Origin of the sequence: Ramlibacter pinisoli, assembly GCF_009758015.1 — a bacterium.
GTDB classification, from domain to species: Bacteria; Pseudomonadota; Gammaproteobacteria; order Burkholderiales; family Burkholderiaceae_C; genus Ramlibacter; species Ramlibacter pinisoli.
Genome location: NZ_WSEL01000003.1, coordinates 841,919 through 868,441, shown reverse-complemented (window position 1 = coordinate 868,441; position 26,523 = coordinate 841,919). Strand labels below are relative to the sequence as shown.

29 protein-coding genes are annotated in these 26,523 nt (G+C 71.8%); 17 read left to right on the top strand and 12 right to left on the bottom strand.

The genetic code is table 11. From position 1 onward, the window contains the following. Nucleotides 1-31: 31 nt before the first annotated feature. The 5 genes from GON04_RS05335 to GON04_RS05315 all read left to right on the top strand — a co-directional run bounded on the left by GON04_RS05335 (nt 32) and on the right by GON04_RS05315 (nt 4,142). On the top strand, nt 32-436 hold the full coding sequence (locus GON04_RS05335) for a hypothetical protein (RefSeq protein ID WP_157396911.1): 405 nt from the start codon (nt 32-34) through the stop codon (nt 434-436). Nucleotides 437-608: 172 nt separating this feature from the next. After that, complete coding sequence (egtB, locus tag GON04_RS05330) at nt 609-1,874, top strand: ergothioneine biosynthesis protein EgtB (RefSeq protein ID WP_157396910.1); 1,266 nt, start codon at nt 609-611, stop codon at nt 1,872-1,874. Between the two features lie 44 nt (nt 1,875-1,918). Further along, the gene (egtD, locus tag GON04_RS05325; RefSeq protein ID WP_232533036.1) at nt 1,919-2,842 is read left to right on the top strand and encodes an L-histidine N(alpha)-methyltransferase; all 924 of its coding nucleotides are present in this window, start codon (nt 1,919-1,921) and stop codon (nt 2,840-2,842) included. Nucleotides 2,843-2,861: 19 nt separating this feature from the next. Beyond that, a complete protein-coding gene (locus GON04_RS05320) occupies nt 2,862-3,143 on the top strand; it encodes a DUF427 domain-containing protein (protein ID WP_157396908.1) in 282 nt (93 codons plus the stop codon). Nucleotides 3,144-3,398: 255 nt separating this feature from the next. Further along, entirely contained in the window at nt 3,399-4,142 is a 744-nt protein-coding gene (locus GON04_RS05315; protein ID WP_157396907.1) for a 2OG-Fe dioxygenase family protein, read from the top strand. Here the strand turns inward: GON04_RS05315 and GON04_RS05310 are convergent. From GON04_RS05310 to GON04_RS05285, 6 genes are all read right to left on the bottom strand, one after another. Continuing rightward, nucleotides 4,139-4,903 (bottom strand): SDR family NAD(P)-dependent oxidoreductase, encoded by a 765-nt coding sequence (locus GON04_RS05310; protein WP_157396906.1) that lies wholly within the window; start codon nt 4,901-4,903, stop codon nt 4,139-4,141. The genes GON04_RS05315 and GON04_RS05310 overlap by 4 nt on opposite strands. Before the next feature lie 16 nt (nt 4,904-4,919). Continuing rightward, entirely contained in the window at nt 4,920-5,540 is a 621-nt protein-coding gene (locus GON04_RS05305; RefSeq protein WP_181653900.1) for a dioxygenase family protein, read from the bottom strand. A 52-nt stretch (nt 5,541-5,592) separates the two neighbouring features. After that, the gene (locus GON04_RS05300) at nt 5,593-7,041 is read right to left on the bottom strand and encodes an efflux transporter outer membrane subunit (protein WP_157396905.1); all 1,449 of its coding nucleotides are present in this window, start codon (nt 7,039-7,041) and stop codon (nt 5,593-5,595) included. Nucleotides 7,042-7,053: 12 nt separating this feature from the next. Next, complete coding sequence (locus tag GON04_RS05295) at nt 7,054-10,284, bottom strand: efflux RND transporter permease subunit (RefSeq protein WP_157396904.1); 3,231 nt, start codon at nt 10,282-10,284, stop codon at nt 7,054-7,056. A 13-nt stretch (nt 10,285-10,297) separates the two neighbouring features. After that, on the bottom strand, nt 10,298-11,512 hold the full coding sequence (locus GON04_RS05290; protein WP_157396903.1) for an efflux RND transporter periplasmic adaptor subunit: 1,215 nt from the start codon (nt 11,510-11,512) through the stop codon (nt 10,298-10,300). Nucleotides 11,513-11,608: 96 nt separating this feature from the next. After that, nucleotides 11,609-12,430, bottom strand: coding sequence for an alpha/beta hydrolase (locus tag GON04_RS05285; RefSeq protein WP_157396902.1), 822 nt, complete (start codon nt 12,428-12,430; stop codon nt 11,609-11,611). A gap of 108 nt (nt 12,431-12,538) precedes the next feature. Here GON04_RS05285 and GON04_RS05280 point away from each other — a divergent pair, with 108 nt between their 5' ends. Continuing rightward, complete coding sequence (locus GON04_RS05280; RefSeq protein WP_157396901.1) at nt 12,539-13,450, top strand: LysR family transcriptional regulator; 912 nt, start codon at nt 12,539-12,541, stop codon at nt 13,448-13,450. Nucleotides 13,451-13,453: 3 nt separating this feature from the next. On the opposite strand, the gene GON04_RS05275 is transcribed toward GON04_RS05280, so the two are convergent. After that, nucleotides 13,454-14,131: an RluA family pseudouridine synthase gene (locus tag GON04_RS05275; protein WP_157396900.1), complete on the bottom strand. Its 678-nt coding sequence runs from the start codon at nt 14,129-14,131 to the stop codon at nt 13,454-13,456. Between GON04_RS05275 and GON04_RS05270 the strand changes: the two genes are divergently transcribed. From GON04_RS05270 to GON04_RS05260, 3 genes are all read left to right on the top strand, one after another. After that, nucleotides 14,112-14,474 carry a DMT family protein gene (locus GON04_RS05270; protein ID WP_157396899.1) on the top strand — a complete coding sequence of 121 codons (363 nt, stop codon included), beginning with the start codon at nt 14,112-14,114 and terminating at the stop codon, nt 14,472-14,474. The two genes, GON04_RS05275 and GON04_RS05270, sit on opposite strands and share 20 nt — an antisense overlap. Nucleotides 14,475-14,547: 73 nt before the next feature. Continuing rightward, nucleotides 14,548-15,195 (top strand): DUF47 domain-containing protein, encoded by a 648-nt coding sequence (locus GON04_RS05265; RefSeq protein WP_157396898.1) that lies wholly within the window; start codon nt 14,548-14,550, stop codon nt 15,193-15,195. Between the two features lie 18 nt (nt 15,196-15,213). Further along, nucleotides 15,214-16,224 carry an inorganic phosphate transporter gene (locus GON04_RS05260; RefSeq protein WP_157396897.1) on the top strand — a complete coding sequence of 337 codons (1,011 nt, stop codon included), beginning with the start codon at nt 15,214-15,216 and terminating at the stop codon, nt 16,222-16,224. A gap of 19 nt (nt 16,225-16,243) precedes the next feature. Here GON04_RS05260 and GON04_RS05255 read toward each other — a convergent pair whose 3' ends face one another. Then, complete coding sequence (locus GON04_RS05255; RefSeq protein WP_157396896.1) at nt 16,244-16,690, bottom strand: TM2 domain-containing protein; 447 nt, start codon at nt 16,688-16,690, stop codon at nt 16,244-16,246. Then, the gene (locus tag GON04_RS05250) at nt 16,687-17,217 is read right to left on the bottom strand and encodes a GNAT family N-acetyltransferase (protein WP_157396895.1); all 531 of its coding nucleotides are present in this window, start codon (nt 17,215-17,217) and stop codon (nt 16,687-16,689) included. The genes GON04_RS05255 and GON04_RS05250 overlap by 4 nt, the downstream gene beginning before the upstream one ends. A gap of 130 nt (nt 17,218-17,347) precedes the next feature. Between GON04_RS05250 and rpsP the strand changes: the two genes are divergently transcribed. From rpsP to GON04_RS05220, 6 genes are all read left to right on the top strand, one after another. Further along, nucleotides 17,348-17,617, top strand: coding sequence for a 30S ribosomal protein S16 (rpsP, locus tag GON04_RS05245; protein WP_157396894.1), 270 nt, complete (start codon nt 17,348-17,350; stop codon nt 17,615-17,617). 7 nt (nt 17,618-17,624) lie between these two features. Then, nucleotides 17,625-18,191 carry a ribosome maturation factor RimM gene (gene rimM / locus GON04_RS05240; RefSeq protein ID WP_157396893.1) on the top strand — a complete coding sequence of 189 codons (567 nt, stop codon included), beginning with the start codon at nt 17,625-17,627 and terminating at the stop codon, nt 18,189-18,191. 10 nt (nt 18,192-18,201) lie between these two features. Then, on the top strand, nt 18,202-18,954 hold the full coding sequence (trmD, locus tag GON04_RS05235; protein ID WP_157396892.1) for a tRNA (guanosine(37)-N1)-methyltransferase TrmD: 753 nt from the start codon (nt 18,202-18,204) through the stop codon (nt 18,952-18,954). A 133-nt stretch (nt 18,955-19,087) separates the two neighbouring features. Continuing rightward, a complete protein-coding gene (gene rplS / locus GON04_RS05230; RefSeq protein ID WP_157396891.1) occupies nt 19,088-19,468 on the top strand; it encodes a 50S ribosomal protein L19 in 381 nt (126 codons plus the stop codon). Between the two features lie 70 nt (nt 19,469-19,538). Further along, nucleotides 19,539-20,264, top strand: a complete 726-nt coding sequence (locus GON04_RS05225) for a CoA pyrophosphatase (RefSeq protein ID WP_181653899.1) — start codon at nt 19,539-19,541, stop codon at nt 20,262-20,264. A gap of 62 nt (nt 20,265-20,326) precedes the next feature. After that, a complete protein-coding gene (locus GON04_RS05220; protein WP_157396890.1) occupies nt 20,327-21,325 on the top strand; it encodes a CobD/CbiB family protein in 999 nt (332 codons plus the stop codon). Between the two features lie 23 nt (nt 21,326-21,348). On the opposite strand, the gene rsgA is transcribed toward GON04_RS05220, so the two are convergent. The 3 genes from rsgA to GON04_RS05205 are packed head-to-tail and all read right to left on the bottom strand — an operon-like array spanning nt 21,349 to nt 23,885. Next, complete coding sequence (gene rsgA / locus GON04_RS05215; protein WP_157396889.1) at nt 21,349-22,272, bottom strand: ribosome small subunit-dependent GTPase A; 924 nt, start codon at nt 22,270-22,272, stop codon at nt 21,349-21,351. 9 nt (nt 22,273-22,281) lie between these two features. Further along, a complete protein-coding gene (locus GON04_RS05210) occupies nt 22,282-22,620 on the bottom strand; it encodes a 4a-hydroxytetrahydrobiopterin dehydratase (RefSeq protein WP_157396888.1) in 339 nt (112 codons plus the stop codon). After that, on the bottom strand, nt 22,617-23,885 hold the full coding sequence (locus tag GON04_RS05205; RefSeq protein WP_157396887.1) for a M48 family metallopeptidase: 1,269 nt from the start codon (nt 23,883-23,885) through the stop codon (nt 22,617-22,619). Before GON04_RS05205 ends, GON04_RS05210 begins: the two co-directional genes overlap by 4 nt. Nucleotides 23,886-23,949: 64 nt before the next feature. Between GON04_RS05205 and orn the strand changes: the two genes are divergently transcribed. Next, on the top strand, nt 23,950-24,576 hold the full coding sequence (orn, locus tag GON04_RS05200) for an oligoribonuclease (protein ID WP_157396886.1): 627 nt from the start codon (nt 23,950-23,952) through the stop codon (nt 24,574-24,576). 190 nt (nt 24,577-24,766) lie between these two features. Beyond that, the gene (locus GON04_RS05195; protein WP_157396885.1) at nt 24,767-26,467 is read left to right on the top strand and encodes a DEAD/DEAH box helicase; all 1,701 of its coding nucleotides are present in this window, start codon (nt 24,767-24,769) and stop codon (nt 26,465-26,467) included. The last annotated feature ends 56 nt before the right edge of the window (nt 26,468-26,523 follow it).

The window sequence follows — 26,523 nt, the reverse complement described above, 5'->3', positions numbered from 1 at the left end:
ACGTTCGCGACCACGCTGGCCGGATGACACGATGCGCGGGCTGGCCTTCTTCCTCGCCGCGACCGGTTGCGCCGGTGCCCTGGCCCAGGAGGGTCGGTGGGCCAACGAGAGCACCGGCAAGCCCTTGCGCCCCGGCATCTACGGCCGCATCGCGGTCCAGGGCACGCCGCCGCCGGTGATCAACAAGGTGCCGGTGATGGTGCAGCGCGCGACGCTCGACCGGCGCAGCGATCCGGTCTACCTGTACGTGCCGCCGGGCCAGGTGCGGCGCTGGGCCGACCACTGTGCCAAGTGGGACGCCTGCAGCCGGCCCGTCCACTTCGTGCGCATGGACGACAGCCCGAGCCGCTTGGGCGACTGGAAACGCAGCCAGCGCGCGCAGGCGGCGCAGGACTCGCCCGTGCTGCAGGCGCTCAACCGCTTCGTCGGTCCCTGAGCCGCGCGGCTCTTCATTCGCCATCTGCAGCCACCACCTTGTCCAGGACAGTTGCCAGCCGCCGCCGTTGGGCCAGGGGAGGTGACGACAGGCCCCTTCGACCCCGGCTGTCGCAGCAACATGCTGTAATGAATTCAAGGGGCCAAGCGACCCAGCCAAGAAGGATCTCTCCATGCCCATCCCATCCAGCGTGCAGGCCGCGCCCCACACCCTGGCGAGCGGCCCGTGCGCAGCGGCCGCCACGCGCTACGCGCAGGTGCGCGCCCATTCGCTGGCACTCGCCGCCACCCTGACGGCCGAAGACCAGGGCGTGCAGTCCATGCCCGACGCGAGCCCCACCAAGTGGCACCTCGCCCACACCAGCTGGTTCTTCGAGACCGTGGTGCTGGCGGCGCACGTGCCGGGTTACCGCGCCTTCGACCCGGCGTTCGGGCGCCTGTTCAACTCGTACTACGAATCGCTGGGGCCGCGCCACCCGCGGCCGCAGCGCGGCCTGCTCACGCGGCCGTCGCTGGACGAGGTGCACGCCTACCGGGCCCATGTCGACACCGCCATGCAGGCCTTCCTGGCCGGCGCGGCCGGGCCGCAGTGGGAGGCGGCCGCGCCCCTGGTCGAGCTGGGGCTGCAGCATGAGCAGCAGCACCAGGAACTGATCGCCACCGACATCCTGCATGCCTTCTCCTGCAACCCGCTGCTGCCGGCCTGGAAGCCGCAGGACGCGCCCGCGCTGCGGCTGGCCAGCCAGGTCGCGCCGGTGCGCTGGCTCGCGCATCCCGGCGGCACGGTCGACATCGGCCACGCCGGCGAAGGCTTCGCATTCGACAACGAGACGCCGCGCCATGCGGTGCTGCTGCAGCCGTTCGAACTGGCCGACCGGCTCGTCACCTGCGGCGAGTACCTGGCCTTCGTCGAGGAGGGCGGCTATGGAGCGGCCGGCCTGTGGCTGTCCGACGGCTGGGCCGCGGTGCAGGCGCAGGGCTGGCAGGCACCGGCCCACTGGCTGGCCCCGGGCGACCCACGCGCCCCGTCCGACCGCTGGCAGGTGTTCGGCCCGGCCGGCGTGCGTCCGCTCGATGCTGCCGCCCCGGTCACGCAGCTGAGCTTCTACGAGGCCGCCGCCTATGCCGAATGGGCCGGCGCCCGCCTGCCCACCGAGGCCGAGTGGGAGGCGATGTGGGACGAGCCCGGCATCACGCAGATGACGGGCCATGCCTGGCAATGGACCCGCTCGTCCTACGACCCCTATCCCGGGTTCCGGCCGCTGGCCGGCACCGTCGGCGAATACAACGGCAAGTTCATGGTCGGGCAGCTGGTGCTGCGCGGCGGCAGCGCCTACACGCCGCCCGGCCACGCGCGCCGCACCTACCGCAACTTCTTCCCGCCCGCCGCCCGCTGGCAATGTTCGGGCCTGCGCCTGGCGCGGGAGGTGGCACGTTGAGCGCCCGCATCCTCGAGGCCGAGCAACAGCTCTCGGGCCAGGCGCTGGAAGGCAGCGAGTTCCAGCGCGACCTGCAACGCGCGCTGGCGGCACCGCCGCACGCCATCTCGCCCAAGTACTTCTACGACACCGAAGGCTCGCGCCTGTTCGACCGCATCTGCGAGCTGCCCGAGTACTACCCCACCCGCACCGAACGCGCGCTGCTGGCCGAACATGCCGGCGCGATCGCCGCCGTGGCCGGCACCGGCGCCGACCTGGTGGAGTTCGGGGCCGGCTCGTGCAGCAAGGTGCGGCTGCTGCTGCCCGCGCTGCAGCCGCGGCGGTACCTGCCGATCGACATCTCGACCGAGCACCTGGTCGACGCGGCCGTCGGGCTGCGCCGCGAGCACCCCGGCCTGCACGTGCAGCCGGTGGCCGGCGACTACACGGCGGCGCTGCGCCTGCCCGACCCGCTGCCGGGCGCGCGGCGCGTCGGCTTCTTCCCCGGCTCCACCATCGGCAACTTCACGCCCGAGGAAGCGCTGCAGTTCCTGCGCGGTGCCGCCCGGCTGCTGCGCGGCGGCGGCCTGCTGCTGGGGGCCGACCTGGTGAAGGACCCGAACGTCCTGCATGCGGCCTACAACGACGCCCAGGGCGTCACAGCCGCCTTCAACCTGAACCTGCTGGCGCGCGCCAACCGCGAGCTGGGCACCGCGTTCGACCTCGACCGCTTCTGGCACAGCGCGTTCTACAACGCGGCGCAGCAGCGCATCGAGATGCACCTGGTCAGCCGCTGCCGCCAGCAGGTTGCAGTCGACGGCCACAGCTACGTGCTGGAGGCTGGCCAGGCGCTGCACACCGAGAATTCCTATAAATTCAGCATCGAGGGCCTGCGCCGGCTGGCCGTGCAGGCCGGCTTCCGGCCCGGCCCGGCCTGGACCGATCCGGGCAACCTGTTCAGCGTGCACTGGCTGCACGCGCCCGAGTGAACCCATAGGAACTGTTTCGATGAAGGCCAGCTGGAACGGCAAGGTGATCGCCCAGAGCGACGACACGGTGGTGGTCGAAGGCAACCACTACTTCCCCGACAGCGCGCTCGACCGCCGCTACGTCACCTTCTCCAACCACAAGACCACCTGCGCCTGGAAGGGCCAGGCCAGCTACTACTCGCTGCTGGTCGACGGCGAGCTGAACACCGACGCGGTCTGGTACTACCCCGATCCCAAGCCCGAGGCCGAGATGGTGCGAGGCCGCGTCGCCTTCTGGCGAGGCGTGGAGGTGACCGACTAAGCGCGCAAGCGCGCAGTCGGTCATCCCGGCGAACGCCGGGATCTACCGCCCGGATCACCACCGGCATTGACAGCGCCCTGGCCGGTCATCCCGGCGAAGGCCGGGATCCACGACGTCGGTCATCCCTGGCGACGTGGGAGGTCCTTCAGCGCCTTTTGCGTCACTTCTGCGCCGTCTGCGGGCGGGTGTCTGCTCCTTCGCCGCTTCGCCCCCCGCACCCAAAGGGCCTCGGTCGAGCCGTTAAGCTCTCGCGCCATGATCCTGCATCCCCCCTACGCCGCGGCGGGCGAGGCCGCCGCGCTGCTGCGCTCGCGCGGCTACGCCGTGCTCAGCCCGGCCGGAGTGGCCACGCTGGCCGGCTGCGAGCTGGCGCAGCTGGCACAGCTGGCGCCCTCGTGGGACGACCTGCCGCCCGACATCTACCTCAAGGACGGCGGCCGCTACCGGCGCCGCCGCCATTCCTGCTTCGTGGCCGAGGCGGACGGCCTGCGCCAGGTGCCGCACCGCGCGCACTGGCAGCCGGTGGAATACAACGCCCTGCACGGCGGCATGCAGCGCTGGTTCGAGCCGATGCGGCCGGAGGTGGTGGCCACGCCGGCCTGGCAGGGCCTGCTGGCCGGCCTGGGCAGGGTGTGTTCGCAGGCCAAGGGCGGCCAGCCCTGGTCGGTGGAGGCGCACCAGTTCCGTATCGACACCACCGATGGCATCGGGCGGCCGACGCCCGAGGGCGCGCACCGCGACGGCGTCGACGTGGTGGCCGTGTTCCTGGTGGCGCGCGAGGGCGTCAAGGGCGGCGAGACCCGGGTATTCGAGGCCGACGGCCCGGCCGGCCAGCGCTTCACGCTCACCGAGCCGTGGTGCCTGCTGCTGCTGGACGACGAGCGCGTGGTGCACGAGACCACGCCGATCCAGCCGACCGCCCCGGGCGGCCACCGCGACACGCTGGTGCTGACCTACCGGGCGGGCGGGTTCCAGGACGAGGCAGCGGCCGGCGCCTAGTAGTCCCGCACGTCCGCCACCGGATGCGTGCCGAAGTCGACACGGTCCAGGACGGCCAGCACGCGGGCGGCCGCCTCGGCCGGCGTGTCCAGCTGGCCCTTGTCCTTCAAACCCTGGAAGGTGCCGACGTCGGGGAAGCCGCTGGCGTCGGCGCTGCGCAGCTGCACCTGCATGTCGGTGTCGATCACGCCGGGCGCCAGCGAGCAGATGCGGGCGCCGTTCGGGCGCAGGGCCTCCTCGAGCGCGACGACGCGGCTGAAGTGGTCCATGCCGGCCTTGGCGGCGCAGTAGGTGGCCTGCGAGGCCATCGCGCGGCGGCCCAGCCCGGAGGAGATGTTCAGGACCCGGCGCTGGCAGCGCCAGGCGGTGGTGGCCCGCAGGAAGGCGCCGGTCAGCAGCATCGGCGCTTCCAGCCCGACGCGCAGCGCCTGGGCGAGGTCGTCGGCGCCGATCTCGCCCAGCGGCGCGATGCGGGGGATCGCGCCGGCGTTGTTGACCAGGGTCGCGCTGGCCAGCCCGGTCTCGCCGCGGGCGGCGAGCCAGGTCTCGAGCCGGGCGGCCGCGACGTCGGCGCGGGTCAGGTCCTGCGGCCATTGCTCCAGCGTGGCGCCGATGGCAGCGGCAGCGGCGGCCAGCTCGTCGCTCGGCTTGCGGGCGATGCACAGCAGGGCGTGGCCGGCGCCCAGCAACTGCTTGGCGATCGCGAGGCCCAGGCCGCGCGACGCGCCGGTGAGAACGGTGAGGTGGCTTGTCGTGGTCATGCGCCGATTGTCCGCGTCAGGCTGCCACCACGATCGGGAAGCTGGCCTGCAGGCCGTCCGCTCCCGCGCGGAACGGCACCGTGAGCGCCTCGCGGTCGGCCGCCGACAGCCGTCGCCACAGGCCGTCGCTCTCGTTGTGCGGATCGCCCTGCACATACAGCTGCGTGGTCAGCAGCTCGCGGCTGCCCAGTCGCACCTTCACGTGGATGTGGGGCGTGCGCCCGCTGTACGCCACCGGCCGGATGGTGCGGAAGCGCCACTGGCCCTCGCGGTCGGCCAGCACGCGGCCGAAGCCCTGAAAGGCGGGATCGGCGCGGCCGCCGTCGCCCGGATGGTGGTAGTGGCCGTCGCCGTCGCATTGCCAGATCTCCACCGCGGCCCCGGCGAGTGGCCGGCCCTGCACGTCGCTGACGGTGCCGGCCACCCAGGCCGGCTGGCCACCGGCGTAACTCGCGTTGCCGTTGCGCAGCAGGTCGTGGTCGGTGTCGGCCGGCAGCTGCACCGGATAGAACGGGCCTTCGGTCTGCGCCGGCGTGGGCCGGCGCGGCGCCTGTGCGCGCACGCCGAGGTGGAGCACGGGCAGGGCGACCAGGGCGGCGGTGGCAGCGCGGCGGGTGAGGGGGCGGTGGACAGGCATGGCGGTCTCCGGCAGCAACGGCCAGCGTACCCCAGGGCGCCGGTCCGGGGGCTCAGCGGGAGGCCAGTTCCCGGGTCGCCGGTGTCACCTCGCGCGCCGGCCGCACGACCGGGTCCCAGCTGCCGCCGAGCGCCCGGATCAGCGCGACCGTGGACTGGTCCTGGGCAGCACGCACCTGCAGCGCCTGGCGCCGGTTGCGCAGCTCGCTGCGGCGCGCATCCAGCAGGTCGAGCTGGCTGACCAGCCCGTTGCGGTAGCGCGTCTCCGAGATCACGCTGGCGCGCCGCGCCGCATCCACCGCCCGTCCCTGGGCCTGCGACTGCTCGGCCAGCAGCCGCAGCGCGGAGAGCTGGTCCTCGACTTCGCGGAAGGCGCCGAGCACCTGGCCGCGGTAGCCGGCCAGCGCACCGTCCAGCTGCGCCTGCGCGACCTGCAGCTGCGCGTCGCGCCGGCCGCCGTCCAGCAGCGGCACCGACAGCAGCGCGCCGATGCTCCAGGCCCGCGCCGACCACTTGAACAGGTCGCCGAGCTCGGGCGAGGCGAAGCCGCCGTCGGCCGTGAGCGCGATGCGGGGGAACCAGGCCGCCTGGGCGACCCCGACGCGGGCCTGCGCCGCCAGCAGGGAGGCCTGCGCCGCTGCGACGTCGGGGCGGCGGGCCAGCACCGTGCCGGGCACGCCGGGCGGGATCACCGGCAGGGCGGTGGTCCAGGCGGCGCTGTCCAGCCCGAAGCTGGACGCCGGCTCGCCGACCAGGACCGCCAGCGCGTGCTCGACCTCGGCGCGCGCCCGGTCGAGCGCCAGGGCGTCGGCTTCGGTGGCGGCGACTTCGGATTCCACCCGCACCACGTCCAGTTCGGCGACGTCGCCGGCCTGGAAGCGGCGCTGCGTCAGGCGCAACGTGTCGGCGTAGGCGGCGACGGTCTCGCGCACCAGCGCCCGTTCGGCGTCCAGCGCGCGCAGCGCCAGGTAGGCCTGCGCCACCTCGGCCTGCACCAGCAGCTGCGTGCTCTGCAGCAGCGCCGCGCGCGACTGCGCATCCAGCGCCGCCGCGTCCTGCACGCGTGCCAGCCGGCCGAACACGTCGACCTCCCAGGCCAGCGCGGCGCCGGCCTGCACCAGGGTCGCGGGGGTCGCGCCGGCTGGCGTGTTCGCGCCGGCCTCGCGCACCACGCGGCCGGCGGCGGCGACCTGGGGCAGCCGGTCGGCGCGCGCCTCGCGCACCAGCGCGCGGGCCTGCGCCAGGGCGGACGCGGCCAGCTGCACGCTGGTGTTGTGCACGGCCGCCTGCTCGACCAGCCGGTCCAGCACCGGGTCCTGGAAGGTCTTCCACCAGGCGCCGCGGTCCTGCGCCTCGGCCGGCTGCGCGAGCGTCCAGCGCTCGCCGGCCTCCTTGAAGCGGGCCGGTGCCGCCGCTTCGGCGGGCAGGTCGGGCAAGGCGGTCGCGCAGCCGGCCAGCAGCAGGGCGGCGACCAAGGGGATCAAGGCGAACGATCTCGTCATGGCGGTTTCCATTCAGTCCTGGTGGGGCGCGGCGGGCACGGGCCGCGCGGTCGCGCCGCCGGCCGGCCGCAGGGTCCCGGTGTCGGTCGGGGCGGCGCGGTGGTGGCGCAGCGGACGGTTGCCGGCGAGGGCGCGCAGGCCGACGTAGAACACCGGCGTGAGGAACAGTCCGAAGGCGGTGACGCCGAGCATCCCGGCGAACACGGCCACGCCCATGGCCTGGCGCATCTCCGAGCCGGCGCCGGTCGACAGCACCAGCGGCAGCACGCCCATCACGAACGCCAGCGACGTCATCAGGATGGGGCGCAGCCGCAGCCGGCTGGCCTCGATGGCGGCCTGGTACGGCGTGCGGCCGGCGAACTCCAGCTCGCGCGCGAACTCCACGATCAGGATCGCGTTCTTGGCCGACAGCCCGACCAGCACCATCAGGCCGATCTGGGTGAAGACGTTGTTGTCGCCGTGCGAGAGCCACACGCCGGTCATCGCGGCCAGCAGTCCCATGGGCACGATCAGGATGATGGACAGCGGCAGCGTCAGGCTCTCGTACTGCGCGGCCAGCACCAGGAACACCAGCAGGATGGCCAGCGGGAACACGATCACCGCCGAGTTGCCCGCCAGGATCTCCTGGTAGGTCAGGTCGGTCCATTCGAACGCGATGCCCGGCGGCAGCGTCTCGGCGGCGATGCGCTGGATGGCCGCCTGCGCCTGGTGGCTCGAGTAGCCGGGCGCGGCGCCGCCGTTGATGTCGGCGGCCAGGTAGCCGTTGTAGCGCATGGCGCGCTCGGGGCCGTGGCTCTCGCGCACCTTCAGCACCGCCGCCAGCGGCACCATTTCGCCCGAGGCGGCGCGCACCTTGAGCGCGCCGATGTCCTCGGCCCGCGCGCGGTAGGGCGCGTCGGCCTGGACCCGGACCGAGTAGGTGCGCCCGAACTTGTTGAAGTCGTTGACGTACAGGCTGCCCAGGTAGATCTGCATGGTGTCGAAGATGTCCGTCACCGGCACGCCCAGCTGGCGCGCCCGGGTGCGGTCGATGTCGGCCCACAGCTGCGGCACGTTGACCTGCCAGCTGCTGAACAGGCCGGCGAGTTCCGGCGCCTGCGAGGCCTTGGCCATGAACGCCTTCACGGCGCCGTCCATCGCCTCGTAGCCGAGCGACGCCCGGTCCTCCAACTGCAGCTTGAAGCCGCCGGTGGTGCCCAGGCCCTGCACGGGCGGCGGCGGGAACATCACGATGAAGGCGTCCTGGATGCCGGCGAACTGCTGGTTCAGCTGGGCGGCGACCGCGTTGCCGCTCTGGTCGGCGCGGGTGCGCTCGCCGAACGGCTTGAGCATGGCGAACACGATCCCCGAGTTGGAGCTGTTGGTGAAGCCGTTGATCGACAGGCCCGGGAAGGCCAGGGTGCCCTCCACGTTCGGGTTCTTCTGCGCGATCTCGCCCATGCGGCGGATCACCGCGTCGGTGCGGTCCAGGGTGGCGCCGTCGGGCAGCTGGGCGAAGCCGATCAGGTACTGCTTGTCCTGGCCGGGCACGAAGCCGCCCGGCACCGCCTTGAACAGGCCCACCGTCGCCACCACCAGCACCAGGTACGCGCCCAGCATCACCGCCTTGCGTCCGAGCACGCGCCGCACGCCGCCGCCGTAGGCCTGCGAGCCGCGGCCGAACAGCCGGTTGAAGCCGCGGAACAGCCAGCCGAACCAGCGGTCCATGAAGCGGGTGAGGGCGTCGCGCGGCGCGTCGTGGCCGCGCAGCAGCAGGGCCGCGAGCGCCGGCGACAGCGTCAGCGAGTTCACCGCCGAGATCACGGTGGAGATGGCGATGGTCACCGCGAACTGGCGGTAGAACTGGCCGGTCAGGCCGCTGATGAAGGCCAGCGGGACGAACACCGCGACCAGCACCAGCGCGATGGCCACGATCGGGCCCGAGACCTCGCGCATGGCCTGGTAGGTCGCCTCCAGCGGCGACAGCCCGGACTCGATGTTGCGTTCGACGTTCTCGACCACCACGATGGCGTCGTCGACCACGATGCCGATGGCCAGCACCAGCCCGAACAGGCTGAGCGCGTTGATCGAGAAGCCCAGCACGTGCAGCACGGCGAAGGTGCCGACCACCGACACCGGCACCGCCAGCAGCGGGATGATGGAGGCGCGCCAGGTCTGCAGGAACAGGATGACGACCAGCACCACCAGTGCGATCGCCTCCAGCAGGGTGTGGACCACCGAGGTGATCGAGGCCCGCACGAACTGCGTCGGGTCGTAGGCGATGCGGTACTCCACGCCGTCGGGCATGGTGCGGGCGATCTCGTCCATCGTGGCGCGCACCTGGGCCGAGATCTCCAGCGCGTTCGAGCCGGGCGCCTGGAAGACGCCGATGCCCACCGCGGGGTCGTTGTTCAGCAGCGAGCGCAGCGAGTAGTCGGCCGCACCCAGTTCCAGCCGCGCGATGTCGCGCAGCCGGGTGACGGCGCCGTCGGCGCCGGTCTTGACGATGATGTCGCCGAACTCCTCCTCGCTGGCCAGGCGCCCCTGGGCGTTGATCGACAGCTGCACGTCGACCCCGGCCGGACTGGGCGAGGCGCCCACGACGCCGGCCGCGGCCTGCACGTTCTCGCCGCGCACCGCACGCACCACGTCGCCGGCCGACAGGTTGCGCTGCGCCACCTTCTGCGGGTCGAGCCAGATGCGCATGGCGTACTCGCCGCCGCCCCAGATGCCGACCTGGCCGACGCCCTGGATGCGCGCCAGCCGGTCCTTCACGTTCAGGACGGCGTAGTTGCGCAGGTAGTCCATGCCGTAGCGGCCGCTGGGCGACACCAGGTGCACCACCATCGTGATGTCGGGCGCGCTCTTGACGGTGCTCAGCCCCAGGCGCCGCACCTCCTCCGGCAGGCGCGGCTCGGCCTGCGAGACGCGGTTCTGCACCAGCTGCTGCGCCTTGTCGGGATCGGTGCCCAGGCGGAAGGTGACGCTGAGCGTGAGCAGGCCGTCGGTGGTCGCCTGGCTGCTCATGTAGAGCATGCCCTCGGTGCCGTTGATCGCCTCCTCCAGCGGGGTGGCGACGGTCTCGGCGATCACCTTGGGGTTGGCGCCGGGGTAGTTGGCCCGCACCACGATGGTGGGCGGCACGACCTCGGGGTACTCCGAGATCGGCAGCCCGCGCAGGGCCAGGAGGCCAGCCAGGAAGATCAGCAGCGAGAGCACGCCGGCGAAGATCGGCCGGTCGATGAAGAATTTCGAGATGTTCATGGCAGGGCTGCTGTCAGGACTTGGCGGCGACGGTGGCCGCGCCCGCGGGGCGGGCCGTCATCTCCACCGTCTCGGGCTGCACCACGGCGCCGGGGCGCACGCGCTGGAGCCCGTTGACCACGATGCGCTCGCCGCTGCGCAGGCCGCTGCGGACGACGCGCAGGCCGTCGACCGGCGCGCCCAGGGTGACCTCGCGGTACTCGGCCTTGTCGCCGGGGCCGACCACCAGCACGAACTTCTTGTCCTGGTCGGTGCCCACGGCGCGCTCGTTGACCAGCAGCGCACGCACCGCCTGCGGCTGCCCCATGCGGATGCGGGCGAACTGGCCGGGGATCAGGGAGCCGTCCTTGTTGTCGAAGGTCGCGCGCATGCGCACCGTGCCGCTGCGGGCGTCGACCTGGTTGTCGATCAGCTGCAGGCGGCCGGCATGCTGGACATCGGCGCCGAGGGCGGTGGCCATCTGCACCGGAATGCGCTCGATCAGCTGGCGCGCGCTGGAGCCGCTGGGCAGCGTCTTCAGGGCCGCCACCAGGGTCTGCTCGTCGGCCTCGAAGCTGGCGTAGATCGGGCTGACCGACACCAGCGTGGTGAGCACCGGGGCGCCCGGGCCGGCGGCCACCAGGTTGCCCGGCGTCACCTCCAGCTTGCCGATGCGGCCGGCCACCGGCGCGCGCACCTGGGTGTAGCCCAGGTTCAGGCGCGCGGCCTGCGACTGCGCCTGGGCGGCGCGCAGGTTGGCCTCGGCCTCGCGGCGGGCGTTGACCCGCTCGTCCAGCTCGCGGCGGGCGATCGCGCTGTCCTCCCACAGCCGCAGCGCGCGCACGTGCTCGTTGTCGGCGTTGGTCAGGCGCGCCTGGGCGGCGCCGACCTGGGCCTCGGCACGCTCGACCTCGGCGGCGTAGGGGGCCGGATCGATGGTGACCAGCAGGTCGCCCTTGGCCACCAGCGAGCCTTCGCGGAAGTGCACCGACTGCACGGCGCCGGCGACGCGCGAGCGGATGTCGACCCGCTCCACGGCCTCGAGCCGGCCCGAGAACTCGTTCCAGGCCGTGATCTCGGTCTCGTTGACGGTGGCCACCGACACCGGGATGCCGGCGGGCGCGGCGGCCGGTGCGGCGGCCTGGGCCGAGCGTTCCGGCCCGAAGGCCACCAGGGCGGCGGCAGCGGCGGCGCCGAGGCTGGCGACGGCCCACCAGTGGCGGGCGAGGGGGGCAAACTTGTTCTTCATGATCGGGTCCTTGTCGAATTCGGGGTGCAGGCTTCCCTGGCGGGCCGGCGAGCCGGCCTGCCACGGGGCAGGGTCTGGTGGGGGAGCGCGGGGGCGCTAGTGGGGCGGTGCCGGCGCGCGGAAGAACGCGCGCAGGTGCTCGCGCACGGCGCCCGCGCACGGACAGGCGTCGGCCGGTTCGGCCTCCAGCGCGTCGGGCCAGCCGGTGGCCGGCCCCAGCACCTCGCTGCGCACGGCGATGCCGGCGTCGCGCAGCCGGGCGGCGAACGCCAGCGCCTCGTCGCGCATCGGATCGTCCTGGCCGGCCAGGATCAGAGCCGGCGGCAGGCCGGCCAGCCGCTGGGCCCGCGCCGGCACGGCGTAGGGATGCTCGGCGTCCATCGGCCCGCGCAGGTATTGCCGCCAGCCGGCGGTCCACTTGCATTGCACGACGTCGCCCAGCGTCTCGCGCAGCGACGCGGTGGCGGTGCAGGGATCGAGCATGGGCGTCACCAGGATCTGCCCAGCCAGCGGCGGGTGCGAGCGGTCGCGCGCCACCATGGCCACCGCGGCGGCCAGGTTGCCGCCGGCCTCCTCGCCGGCCAGGTACACCGGGGCGCCGCTGCCGCCCAGCCGCGCGCGCTGCCGGTAGAGCGCCTCGAGCGCCGCGTAGCCGGCCTCCACCGCGTCGGGAAAGCGGTGGCCGGGCGCCAGCGGATAGGCCAGCGAGGCGACGACGGCGCCGACCTCGACCAGCAGCTGGGCCATGTGGCCGCCGCTGTCCAGGTCGCCGGTGACGAAGGCCCCGCCGTGGAAATGCAGCACCAGCGGCACCACCGTGCCGCGCGGGCGGGTACCCCACAGCCGCACCGGCAGGGCGACGCCGGGCAGGTCGAGCGCGCGGTGGGGCGCAGGGGAGGGGGACGCAGTGGCAGCCATGGAGTGGAAGATAAGCCTGCGGGTCCTGCGGATAAAGCGGAGCCGGACCACTTCTCTGTTTCCGCCGCGTGAACAATCGCCGCACAAACGACAACCAGGAACGAGGGAATGGACCAGATCCAGTCGATGCGCGTGTTCGCCCGGGTGGTGGAGGCGGGCACGTTCACGCGGGCGGCCGAGTCGCTGGGCCTGCCCAAGGGCACGGTCACGCGGCTGGTGCAGCACCTGGAGGCGCGCCTGAAGGTGCGCCTGCTCAATCGCACCACGCGCCGCGTCACCGTCACGCCCGACGGCGCCGCGTACTACGAGCGCACCTCGCGCCTGCTGAACGACCTCGACGACATCGAGGCCAGCATGTCGAACGCGCGCGTCAACCCCAGCGGGCGGCTGCGGGTGGACGTGGGCACCTCGGTCGCCCGGCTGATCCTCATCCCCGCGCTGCCGGACTTCTACGTGCGCTATCCCGACATCCAGCTCGACCTGGGCGTGAGCGACCGGCCGGTGGACCTGGTGACCGACAACGTCGACTGCGTGATCCGCGGCGGCGAACTGCTGGAGCAGTCGCTGGTGGCGCGCCGGGTGGGCAACATGCCGCTGGTGACGGTGGCTTCGCCCGCCTACCTGCGCCGCCAGGGCACGCCCGCCCATCCGTCCGAGCTGGAGGACCGGCACACCACGGTCAACTACTTCTCGTCGCGCACCGGCCGCCCCTATGCCAACCTGTTCGAGAAGGACGGCGAGACGCTCGAGATCTCCGGGCGCTACCAGCTGTCCGTCAACGAGGCCAACGCGGCGCTGGCGGCCGTGCTCGCCGGACTGGGGGTGGGGCAGATCGGCCTGTTCGGCGCGGCGGAGCACCTCGAGCGCGGCGAGCTGGTGCAGGTGCTGGCCGGGTGGACCCACCCGCCGATCCCGCTGCACATCGTCTATCCGCCCAACCGCCACCTCAGTGCCAAGGTGCGGGCCTTCGTCGAATGGGCGACCGAACTGTTTGCCCGCCATCCGGGCCTGCAGGGCTGAGGATCAGAAGGGCGCCGGACTGGTCCAGTGCGCCGGCGCACCGTCGGCCGGATGGGGCAGGGCGAGCTCGGTGGCGTGCAGCAGCAGGCGTGGCGCGGCGGCGGCGATGCCCTCCGGCGCGTACAGCGCGTCACCCACGATGGGATGGCCGATGGCCTGCAGGTGCACGCGCAGCTGGTGGGTGCGACCGGTGACCGGTTCCAGTTCCAGCCGGCTGGTGCCGGGCAGCGGCCCGGGGCCGAGCAGCTTCCAGCGCGTGACCGCCGGGCGGCCATGCACCGGATCGACCTGCTGGCGCGGCCGGTTCGGCCAGTCGGCGCCGATCGGCAGGTCGATGGCCTGCCAGCCGTCGTCGCCGCCAGGCCGGCCGGCCACCACCGCCTGGTAGCGCTTGCACACGTCGCGCTGCTCGAAGGCCCGGGCCAGCTGCCGCTGCATCGACAGGCCGCGTGCCATCAGCCACAGCCCGGAGGTGGCCATGTCGAGCCGGTGCACCACCAGCGCGTCGGGGTAGAGGGCCTGCACGCGGGTGGCCAGGCAATCCTGCTTGTCGGCACCGCGCCCGGGCACCGACAGCAGGCCGGCGGGCTTGTCGACCACCAGCAGCCGTGCGTCGGCATGCAGCAGCCGCACCGCGCCGCCCGCCCCGGATAATTCGTCGATGTCCAACCTCGCCACCATGCCGTCCTTGCAGGCGATTGTCCTGCTGGTCGCCTCCAACCTGTTCATGACCATGGCCTGGTACGGCCACCTCAAGAACCTGGCGACCAGCCCCTGGTACATCGCCGCGGTGGCGAGCTGGGGCATCGCGCTGGCGGAGTACCTGCTGCAGGTGCCGGCCAACCGCATCGGTTTCCAGCAGGCCGGCCTGTCGGTGGCGCAGCTGAAGATCCTGCAGGAGGTGATCACGCTGTCGGTGTTCGTGCCGTACGCCGTGGTCTACCTCGGCCAGCCCCTCAAGCTCGACTACCTGTGGGCGGCGCTGTGCATGGTGGGCGCGGCCTACTTCATGTTCCGCGCCTGACCGTCCCGGGCGACCGGAAGCCCCGGTTTACACTCGCGCGTTCACCAAACTGCCAAAAAAGACGGGATTTCGCATGCTGTTCGGCAAACTGCTGCCGCGAGAAGGCAACTTCTACGAGATGTTCAACCAGCATGCCACGCGCATCGTGGAGGCGGCACAGGCGTTCGCCCAGCTGGTGGCGAACTACGACGACACCAACCTGCGCGACCGGTACACCCGCGAGGTCGATGCCGCCGAGCGCGCGGCCGACCGCGTCACGCACGACGTGAACCGGCTGATCCACAAGACGTTCATCACGCCGATCGACCGCGACCAGATCCACACGCTGATCAACACCATGGACGACGTGGCCGACCTGCTGCAGGACTCGGCCGAGACCATGGCGCTGTACGACGTGCGCCGCGTCAACGAGGAGATCACCCGCCTCACGGACCTGGCGGTCAAGTGCTGCGAGCGCCTGAAGGAGGCGGTGGCCCTCATCGGCGGGCTGGCCGACGCGCCCACGGCGGAGGCGGCCCTGAAGACCTGCGAGGAGATCGACCGGCTCGAGTCCGACGCCGACCGCGTGATGCGTTCGGCCATGAGCAAGCTGTTCCGCGAGGAACCGGACGTGCGCGAGCTGATCAAGCTCAAGGCCATCTACGAGCTGCTGGAGACGATCACCGACAAGTGCGAGGACGTCGCGAACGTGATCGAGGGCATCGTCCTCGAGCACTCCTGATCGCGGGGATCCTCCGACATGGAACCGGTGCAGGCCACCCTGTGGGTGGTGATCATGCTGGTGGCGCTGGCCCTGGCATTCGACTTCATGAACGGCTTCCACGACGCCGCGAACTCCATCGCGACCGTCGTGTCCACCGGCGTGCTCAAGCCCACGCAGGCGGTGCTGTTCGCGGCGTTCTTCAACATCGTCGCGATCTTCATCTTCCACCTCAGCGTGGCGGCGACCATCGGCAAGGGCATCGTCGAGCCTGGCGTGGTGGACACCCACATCGTGTTCGGCGCGCTGGTGGGGGCCACGGCCTGGAACCTGCTCACCTGGTGGTGGGGCATCCCGAGCAGCTCGTCGCACGCGCTGATCGGCGGCATCGTCGGGGCCGTCATCGCCAAGTCGGGAGCCGGCTCGCTGATCGGCGCCGGCGTGTGGAAAACGGTGCTGTTCATCTTCGTCTCGCCGCTGCTGGGCTTCCTGCTCGGCTCGCTGATGATGGTGGCGGTGTCGCACATCTTCCGGCGCGCCACGCCCTCGCGCATCGACCGCTGGTTCCGGCGCCTGCAGCTGGTGTCGGCCGGCGCGTACAGCCTGGGCCACGGCGGCAACGACGCCCAGAAGACCATCGGCATCATCTGGCTGCTGCTCATCGCCAGCGGGCACGTGGCCGCTGGCCAGAGCGCGCCGCCCACCTGGGTGATCATCGCCTGCTACCTGGCCATCGGCCTGGGCACCATGTTCGGCGGCTGGCGCATCGTCAAGACCATGGGCCAGAAGATCACCAAGCTCAAGCCGGTGGGCGGCTTCTGCGCCGAGACCGGCGGGGCCCTGACGCTGTTCATGGCGACCGCACTGGGCATCCCGGTGTCGACCACCCACACCATCACCGGTGCCATCGTCGGCGTGGGTTCCACCCAGCGGGCCAGCGCGGTGCGCTGGGGCGTGGCCGGCAACATCGTCTGGGCCTGGATCTTCACCATCCCGGCGTCGGCCTTCGTCGCCGCCATCGGGTACTGGGTCAGCCTGCAGGTGTTCTAGGGCGCCTGCGCGCCCCCGGTCAGCGCGAGATCTCGCGCCCGGCCTCGACCTGGTTCTGGAAGTAGCCCTGGAAGCTGATGGCGATGCTGGCCATCAGCACGGCGGCGCCGACCATCAGCGCCAGCACGATGGCCCACACCGTGGCCCACCCGGTCTGGCCGGCCGGGGCGTCGGCGGCCTGGGCCGGGTTGAAGCGTGCGTTCCACTGCTCGGGCTTCTGCAGCCCGTACACGATGGCCGTGAGGCAGCAGCCCGCGAAGGTGAAGCCGAGCACCGGCGTGAGCACCCAGCTGATCGCATCATCCTGGCCCAGCGACCACATGCGCAGCACGCCGTAGCCGCCCACGAGCGTGAGCGCCGGCAGCAGCCAGCCGAGCCAGTCGCGCCAGCCGTGCAGGTAGAAGCGGTGGGCGCCGAAGGTGCCGCCGACGAAGGCCAGCCAGGTCGCCAGGGTCTTGCTCTTCATGCCGCGCCTTCGGCCGGCGTCGAGTCGCCGGCCCCGATCGACTTTTCCATCAGCACGATGTCCAGCCAGCGATCGAACTTCCAGCCGCACGAGGCGATGGTGCCCACCGGCGTGAAGCCGAGCGAGCGGTGCACGCCGACCGAGCCCGTGTTGGCGGAGTCGCCGATCACGGCGATGAGCTTGCGCACGCCGGTCGCCTCGGCCTGGGTCACCAGGGCCGCCAGCAGCTGCTTGCCCAGGCCCTGGCCGGCCGCGTCGGGGTGGAGATAGATCGAGTCCTCGGCCGAGTACCGGTAGGCCGGCCGGGGCTTGAACCACTGGCAGTAGGCGTAGCCCAGGATGCGGCCGGCGTCTTCGGCCACCAGCCAGGGCAGGCCCTTGGCCAGCACGTCGGCGCGCCGGGCGGCCATGTCGGCCTCGGTCGGCGGGGTGGTCTCGAAGGTGCCGGTGCCGTGCAGGACGTGGTGGCCGTAGATGGCGGTGATGGCGGGCAGGTCGGTGTCCCGGCTGGGGCGGATGGTCGGCATGGGGTGGGGTGCTAGAATCGCGGGCTTTCCAGCGTGTCGCTGGCCGGGTGGCCATGTCGCGTGTCTCAACGCTGGGAGATACATCGAGGAGGCGCCGGTTCGGCGCCTGTCTCCACCCGAAGGATAAATCATGGTCGTCATTCGACTCAGCCGCGGCGGTGCCAAGAGCCGTCCGTTCTTCAATATCGTGGTCGCCGACAAGCGCGTGCGCCGCGACGGCCGCTTCATCGAGCGCCTCGGGTTCTACAACCCGATCGCCAAGGCCGGCGAGGAAAGCGTTCGCATCGCCCAGGACCGCCTGACGTACTGGCGCGGTGTCGGCGCCCAGGCTTCGCCCACGGTCGAGCGCCTGCTCAAGCAAGCCGCTGCCAAGGCCCCCGCCGCCGCCGCAGCTGCCTGAGGCCCGCATGTCCGCCGGGCTCGAACCCGCGGAACTGCCCGCGGATGCCGTCGAAGTCGGCCGCATCCACGACGCCTGGGGCATCAAGGGCTGGTTCAAGGTCCTGCCCCACAGCGCTTCCCCGGAAGCGCTTTTTTCTTCCAAGCGCTGGTACCTGCAGCCGTCCGAACGCACGGCCAAGCCGTCCTTCACGGGCACCGTGCTGCTGCGCATCCGCGAAGCGAAGGAGCACGCCGACAGCATCGTCGCCACCGCGCAGGAGGTCGACGACCGCAATGCCGCCGAGGCGCTCAAGGGTGCGCGCATCTTCGTGCCGCGTTCCAGCTTCCCCACCGCCGGTGACGACGAGTACTACTGGGTCGACCTGCTCGGCCTGCGCGTGGTCAACCGCGAGGGCCTCGACCTCGGCGAGGTGCGCGACCTGATGTCCACCGGCCCGCAGACCGTGCTGGTGGTGGGCTACGAGCAGGACGGCCAGCCGGCCGAGCGCATGATCCCGTTCGTCTCCGCCTACGTCGACACCGTCGACCTCGCCGGCAAGCGCATCACCGTCGACTGGCAGCCGGACTACTGAGCCCGGGGGCATGCGCTTCGACGTCATCACCCTCTTTCCCGAGCTGTTCGCGCCGTTCCTGGACAGCGGGGTGACGCGGCGCGCCTACGCCTCGAAGCAGGTCGACGTGCGGCTGTGGAACCTGCGCGACCATGCCGAGGGCAACTACCGCCGCGTCGACGACCGCCCGTTCGGCGGCGGCCCTGGCATGGTGATGCTGGCCGAGCCGCTGGCGCGCTGCCTGGCGGCCATCCGGGCCGACCGCTCAGATGCTGCCCCGCTGGTGCTGTTCTCACCGGTAGGGCAGCGCCTGGACCATGCCGGCGTCGAGGGCTGGTCGGCCGGTAGCGGCGCCATCCTGCTGTGCGGCCGCTACGAGGGCGTCGACCAGCGCTTCATTGAGGCCCATGTCGACGTCGAGCTGAGCCTGGGCGACTTCGTGCTCTCGGGCGGCGAGATCGCAGCCATGGCGCTGCTGGACGCGGTGGCGCGCCTGCAGCCGGGCGTGCTGAACGAGGCCGGCAGCCACGAGGCCGACAGCTTCAACCCCGCCATCGACGGCCTGCTGGACTGCCCGCACTACACCCGGCCGGAGGAGTGGGAGGGGCGCCGCGTGCCGCCCGAGCTGCTGTCCGGCCACCACGCGCAGATCGAGCGCTGGCGCCGCGAGCGCCGGCTGGAGGCCACCGCCCGCCTGCGGCCCGAGCTGCTGGCGGCCGCCCGCGCGGCGGGCCGGCTGACCCCTGCGGACGAGGCCTTCCTGGGCCGCCTGGCCCAGCCGTAGCCGCCGGGCTATAATCTCGGGCTCTTTCGATCCTCTGCCCGCCGCAACCCCGAGGAACGACGTGGTCCACGCCGTTCCTGTCCTTCCGGACACATTCCACCAACAGGCGCCGGCACGATCGCTTGGAACCACCATGAACCTGATCCAGACCCTCGAACAAGAGGAAATCGCCCGCATGGGCAAGAAGATCCCCGAGTTCGCCCCCGGCGACACGGTGATCGTCAGCGTCAACGTCGTCGAAGGCAACCGCAAGCGCGTGCAGGCCTACGAGGGCGTCGTCATCGCCAAGCGCAACCGCGGCCTCAACAGCGGCTTCACGGTGCGCAAGATCTCCAGCGGCGAAGGCGTGGAGCGCACCTTCCAGACCTACAGCCCGCTGATCGCCGGCATCGAGGTCAAGCGCCGCGGCGACGTGCGCCGCGCCAAGCTGTACTACCTGCGCGACCGCAGCGGCAAGTCGGCCCGCATCAAGGAAAAGCTGGCCCACGGCACCCGCACGACGGCCGCCCAGTAACAGCGTCCGCCCTGCGACGAGCCGCCGCCGGCCCTGTGCCGCGGCGGCTTTTTCGTTTTTTCGACCACGCATGCCCATCGATCCCGCCCCCGCCCCGTTGCCGCCCGACCTGGTGCCGCTGTCGAAGCTGCCCAACTTCGACCCGCGCACGGTGCCGGTGGCCGCCATCGACTCGCAACTGCCGCCGGTGCCGCTGCCGCGGCTGCAGGCCGGCGCCCTGCGCGAGCGCTTCCGCTCGCCGCCGCCCTGGCAGCCCGAGGTCCGGGTCGAGCCGCGCTTCACCGACCGCACGCCGGCCGACGCCTCGGTGCTGGTGCCCATCGTGCTGCGCGAGCAGCCGACGGTGCTGCTGACCGAGCGCACCACGCACCTGTCCACCCATTCCGGGCAGATCGCCTTCCCGGGCGGCAAGCGCGACCCCACCGACGCCGACGCGGTGCACACGGCGCTGCGCGAGGCGCACGAGGAGATCGGCCTGGACGGCTCGTTCGTCGAGGTGATCGGGCGGATGGACCCCTACACCACCGGGACCGGCTTCATCGTCACGCCGGTCATCGGCCTGGTGCACGCCGGGGCCCCGCTGGCGCTCAATCCGCATGAGGTGGCCGACGCGTTCGAGGTGCCGCTGGCGTTCCTGATGAACCCGGCGCACCACCGCCGGCACGTGTTCGACGGCGCCGGGGTGCGGCGCGAATGGTTCTCCATGCCCTACACCGACGGCGCGGCCGGCGAGCGCTTCATCTGGGGCGTGACGGCGGCCATCCTGCGCAACTTCTACCGGTTCCTGGCGGCCTGAGGGGGTGCCGGAAAAGCCGGAACGCCACTTATCATCCGCCGCATGAGCCTTTTCCGGCCCGCATGAGCTTCTTCGCCATCCTGTTCGCGCTGCTCCTCGAGCAGGTGCGGCCGCTGGCGCGCCACAACCCCATCCACGGCGCACTGCGCGCCTGGGCCCGCTGGTCCAGCCGCAACCTGGACGCCGGCCGGCCGCACCACGGCTGGATCGCCTGGGGCGTGGCCACCGTCGGGCCGGCCGTGGCGGCGCTGGCCATCCACTGGGCGCTGCTGCTGTTCGTCGGCTGGCCGGCAGCGGTGGTCTGGAGCGTGGCCGTGCTGTACGTCACGCTGGGCTTTCGCCAGTTCAGCCACCACTTCACCGCCATCCGCGACGCGCTCGATGCCGGCGAGGAGGACCGGGCCCGCGAGCTGCTGGCCCAGTGGCAGCAGGTCGATGCGGCCGAGCTGCCGCGGCGCGAGATCGTGCGCCACGTGATCGAGTATTCGGTGCTGGCGGCGCACCGGCACGTGTTCGGCGTGCTGACCTGGTTCTCGGTGCTGGCGGCGTTCGGCTTCGGCCCGGCCGGCGCGGTGCTCTACCGGATGAGCGAGTTCGTGACCCGCTACTGGCGGCACCGCACCAGCCAGCAGGGCCAGCCGGCCAGCGAGGCGCTGCAACTGGCCGCGACCCGGGCCTGGGCCGTCATCGACTGGCTGCCGGCGCGCATCACCGCCATGGCCTTCGCCATCGTGGGCAGCTTCGAGGAGGCCATCGACTGCTGGCGCCACCATGCGCAGCGCTTCCCGAACGACAACGACGGCGTGGTGCTGGCCGCCACCTCGGGCGCGGTCAACGTGCGGCTGGGCGGCGAAGCGCTGCGCTCGGCCTTCGCGCCCAACAGCTCGCAGACGTTCAGCGCCGCCTCGGTCGAGCTGTCCCCGGACGGCGACACCGAGAGCACCCCGGGCCGCGAGGCCGAACCGGCCCACCTGCGCAGCATCGTCGGCCTGGTCTGGCGCTCGGTCGTGCTCTGGATGGTGCTGCTGGCGCTGCTGACGCTGGCCCGGCTGCTGGGCTGAAGACCGCGGACGGGAGTCCGCTGTCAATACCGCGGCGGCTGGCTCAGTTCCTCGAACAGGTCGCCGTAGATACGGTAGCGGTGCGCGGTCACCGGATGCTCGGCTTCGGCGTGCGCCACGGCGGCGATGACGGCGCAGCCCGGCTCGTGGCGGTGGGTGCAGTTGTAGAACTTGCAGTGGCCCACGTGGGGCCGCAGGTCGCGCATCAGGTTGGCCAGCTGCATCGGGTCGATGTGGTGCAGGCCGAATTCCTGGAAGCCGGGCGAATCGATCAGGGCCGTGGTGCGGTCCTCGTCGACCCAGTACCAGGTGGTGCTGGTGGTGGTGTGCTTGCCGGTGTTCAGTGCCCGCGAGATCTCGCCGGTCTGGGCCACCGCGCCGGGCACGAGCAGGTTGATCAGCGTGCTCTTGCCGGCGCCGGACGGGCCCAGCACCAGCGTCGTCTTGCCGCCCAGCTGCGCCATCAGGTGCGCCCGGTCCACCTCGCCCGACAGGCGCAGCGACAGCGGCAGCACGCCGTAGCCCATCTGCTGGTACGGCAGCAGCCGGCTCCAGGCGCGCTCGAACGGATCCACCAGGTCGCTCTTGTTCAGCGCGATGACGGGCGCGATGCGCTCGGCCTCGGCGGCGATCAGGGCGCGGGTGAGCTGGTGCTCGGAGAACTCGGGCTCGGCCGCCACCAGCACCAGCACCTGGTCGAGGTTGGCGGCAAACGACTTGGTGCGGATCTCGTCCTGGCGGTAGAACAGGTTGCGGCGCGGCTCCACCTTCTCGATGGTGCCCTCGTCGTGCGACTGGCGCCACTGCACGCGGTCGCCGACCACGACCTGGGCCTTCTTGCCGCGCGGATGGCAGATGCGGCGCGCGCCGTCGGGCGACTCGACCAGGCAGTGGCGGCCGAAGCTGGCGACGACCACGCCCGGCTGCAGGCCGGGGTTCTCAGACAAGGGCGGCCTTCATGCCGCCAGCAGCCCGTCGACCAGTGCGGCGCAGGCGAAGTCGGTCTCCGACAGGCCCTGCACCGCATGGGTCTGCCAGCGCACCACGCAGCGGTTGTAGTGCACCGACAGGTCCGGGTGGTGGTCCTGCCGGTGGGCGACGAAGGCGACCGCATTCACGAACGCCATCGTCTCGTGGTAGTTGGCGAAGCGGAACTCCCGCTCGATGGCGACATCGGGCCCGTCGCCGGTGAGCCGCCAGTCGGGCAGGGCGCCCAGGCGGGTCACCACCTCGGTGGGCTTGAGCGCGCGGCGCGGCACGCCCGACCAGTCCTTGACGAGCAGCATGGAGCTCATGCCGCCGCTCCCGCCGCCATCCGCGCCAGCCGCTCGGTGGCCGGCGGGTGCGAGTAGTAGAACTTGACGAACAGCGGGTCCGGGGTGAGCGTGGCCGCGTTGTCCTCGTACAGCTTGAGCAGCGCGGTGCGCAGGTCCTGCGGGCCGGTCTGCGCGACGGCGAAGGCGTCGGCCTGGAACTCGTGCCGGCGCGACAGCAGGGCCCCCAGCGGCGAGACGAAGAACGAGAACACCGGCACCGCCAGCAGGAACAGCAGCAGCGCCAGGGCGTCGTTGGCGCCCGTGAGGTTGGGCGCCACCCCCAGGCCGGTGTAGAACCAGGGCTGCGTGGCCAGGAAGCCGAGCACCGCGAAGCCCAGCAGGCTGAACGCGAACAGGCCGACGATGCGCTTGGTGATGTGGCGGTGCTTGAAGTGGCCCAGCTCGTGGGCGAGCACGGCGTCCACCTCGCCGGGCGACAGCTTGGCCAGCAGCGTGTCGAAGAACACCACCCGCTTGGCGGCGCCGAAGCCGGTGAAATAGGCGTTGGCGTGCGCGCTGCGCTTGCTGCCGTCCATGACGAACAGCCCCTTGGCCGCGAAGCCGCAGCGCTGCATCAGGGCCGTCACCCGGGCGCGCAGGGTCTCGTCCTCGAGCGGCTTGAACTTGTTGAACAGTGGCGCGATGACGGTGGGATAGAGCACCAGCAGCAGCAGGTTCAGCGCCATCCAGGCGCCCCAGGCCCACAGCCACCACAGGGTGCCGGCGGCGCCCATCAGCCACAGGATGAGCCACACCGCGGGCAGGCCGATCAGCGCGCCCACCACCAGGCCCTTGAGCGTGTCGGCGATCCACAGCCGCCAGGTCATCTTGTTGAAGCCGAAGCGCTCCTCGACCACGAAGGTCTGGTAGAGCGAGAACGGCAACTCCAGCAGGCCGCCGATGGCGACGAACGCCACCACCAGCGCGAGTTGCTGGGCCATGCCGGCGCCCAGCCAGTCCAGCAGCAGCTGGTTGAGCGCGTGCAGGCCGCCCAGCAGCGTCCATCCCAGCAGCACGGCCGCGCCCCAGGCCATCTCGAGCAGGCCCACGCGGGCCTTCACGATGGTGTAGTCGGCCGCCTTCTGGTGCGACGGCAGGGACACGGTGGCCTGGAAGGCGGCGGGCACGCTGGCGCGGTGGCGCGCCACGTGCCGGATCTGGCGCGTGGCCAGCCAGAACTTCACGCCCAGGCCGGCCAGCAGCACGGCGGCGAACGCGAAGGTCCAGAAAATCGTCAGGGACATGCAACGAGTTTAGGCGACGCGGCGCCGCCGGCCGAGGCCAGCCGGCACTGGGCACAATCGCCACATGACTGAGACGATTGCCGCACAGGCCCCCGCGACCCTGGGAAAGAGCGACCAGAACCTGGTCTGGCTCGACTGCGAGATGACCGGCCTGGACCCCGAGGTCGACCGCATCATCGAGATTGCCGTCGTGGTCACCGGGCCCGACCTGCAGCCGCGCGTCGAGGGCCCGGTGTTCGCCATCCACCAGAGTGACGCCCAGCTCGACAAGATGGACGCCTGGAACAAGGGCACCCACGGCCGCAGCGGCCTGATCGACCGGGTGAAGGCCTCGACGGTCACCGAGGCCGAGGCCGAGCAGGCGCTGCTGGCCTTCGTGGCGGCCTACGTGCCCAGGAACGGCAGCCCGCTGTGCGGCAACACCATCGGCCAGGACCGCCGCTTCCTGGTCAAGTACATGCCCCGGCTGGAGGCGTTCTTCCACTACCGCAACCTCGACGTCAGCACGCTCAAGGAACTGGCCAAGCGCTGGCGGCCCGAGGTCTACGGAAGCTTCCGCAAGCGGCAGGCCCACACGGCACTGGCGGACGTGCACGAATCCATCGACGAACTGGTCCACTACCGCGAGCACTTCCTGAACCTGGGGGCGGGCGCCCGGGCCGGCGTAGGGACATCGCACCCGGGGGACTAGGGGAAAACACCGATCCGTGCGACAATCACTGCTTCCGCGGCGCACCCGTGCCGCAATCCCCCGCATCTCCCTTCATGCACAGGCTCGCTGATTGAGCCACCGGCGCCTCGCGCCGGATGTCGTCTGATGGTTGATGTCCCTTAACCATCACGACGACCGCGTCCCCCGGGCGCGGCCGCATGAGAGTTCCATGACCGACACGTTTGACGTGCAGGGCGACCTGTCGCCTGCCGATTCCCTTTCCTCCTTCGACGCCGCGCCCATCGAGACCACGGACACCGCGACCATCGAGACCACGCCGGTCGTCGACGCGCTGCCCAACGGCTTCGTGAAGCTGGGCCTGGCCCCCGAGCTGATCCGCGCCGTCGAGGACCTCGGCTTCACGCAGCCCACCGCCGTCCAGGCCGAGGCCATCCCGCGCGCCATGCCCACCGCCGAGGCGGGCGCGGCCGCCTTCATCGACCTGATGGTCTCCAGCCAGACCGGCAGCGGCAAGACCGCGGCCTTCCTGCTGCCCGTGCTGCACACGCTGCTCCAGCAGCAGCGTGACGAGCAGGAGCACGAGCGCCTGGAGTTCCAGCGCCTGGCCGACGAGGCCGCCGCGCGCGGCGAGCCCGCGCCCAAGCGCAAGCGCCGCAACCCGACCGACCCGCGCCACTTCCGCGCCGCCACCCCGGGCGCGCTGATCCTGTGCCCCACGCGCGAGCTCGCGCAGCAGGTCGCGCACGACGCCATCGACCTGGTGCGCCATTGCCAGGGCCTGCGCGTCGCCAACGTGGTGGGCGGCATGCCCTACCAGCTGCAGATCGCCCGGCTGCAGAACGCCAACCTGGTGGTGGCCACGCCCGGCCGCCTGCTCGACCTGCAGCGCTCGCAGCAGATCAAGCTCGACCAGGTGCGCTTCCTGGTCGTGGACGAGGCCGACCGCATGCTCGATCTCGGCTTCGCCGACGACCTGGCCGAGGTGAACCAGCTGACCGTGCAGCGCCAGCAGACCATGATGTTCAGCGCCACCTTCGCGCCGCGCATCCAGCAGCTGGCCGCCCGCGTGATGCGCGAGCCGCAGAAGGTGCAGATCGACTCGCCGCAGGAGAAGCACGCCAACATCAAGCAGGTGCTGTTCTGGGCCGACAACGCGCAGCACAAGCGCGCGCTGCTCGACCACTGGCTGCGCGACGCCGGCATCAACCAGGCCATCGTGTTCGCCTCGACCCAGATCGAGTGCGACGGGCTGGCCAACGACCTGCAGCAGGAAGGCTTCTCGGCCGTCGCGCTGCACGGCGCTCTCAGCCAGGGCCTGCGCAACCGCCGCCTGATGGCGCTGCGCAACGGCCAGGTGCAGATCCTGGTGGCCACCGACGTGGCCGCGCGCGGCATCGACGTGCCCACCATCACCCACGTCTTCAACTTCGGCCTGCCGATGAAGAGCGAGGACTACACCCACCGCATCGGCCGCACCGGCCGCGCGGGCCGCGACGGCCTGGCCATCACGTTCGCCGAGTTCCGCGACCGCTTCAAGATCTTCGACATCGAGCACTACACCAAGCAGCCGATCGGCGTCGACGTGATTCCCGGCCTGGAGCCGCAGCAGCGTGCCCCGCGCGCGCCGCAGCGCTTCGAAGGCCAGGGCCGTGGGCGTCCGGGCGGTGCCCCGCGCGGTGGCCCCGCCCGCCGCCCGGGTGGCGAGTACGGCCGCCGGGCCGGCTTCGGCGACTTCGGTGGTGATCGCGGCGATCGCGGCGATCGCGGTGCACCCCGGCGCGAGTCCACGCCGTGGGAGAAACCGGCGCCGGCGTTCGGCAACGGTGCCCCGCGTGGCACCGGCGGCCCGGCCGGCAAGGTCTTCGTGCCGCGCGACGCCAAGAAGCGCGCGTACAAGCCGGCGCGCTGAGCCTCCCCAATGGCGAGCTGGCCGCAGCTCGACCATTGATGCATGATCTCGCCCGT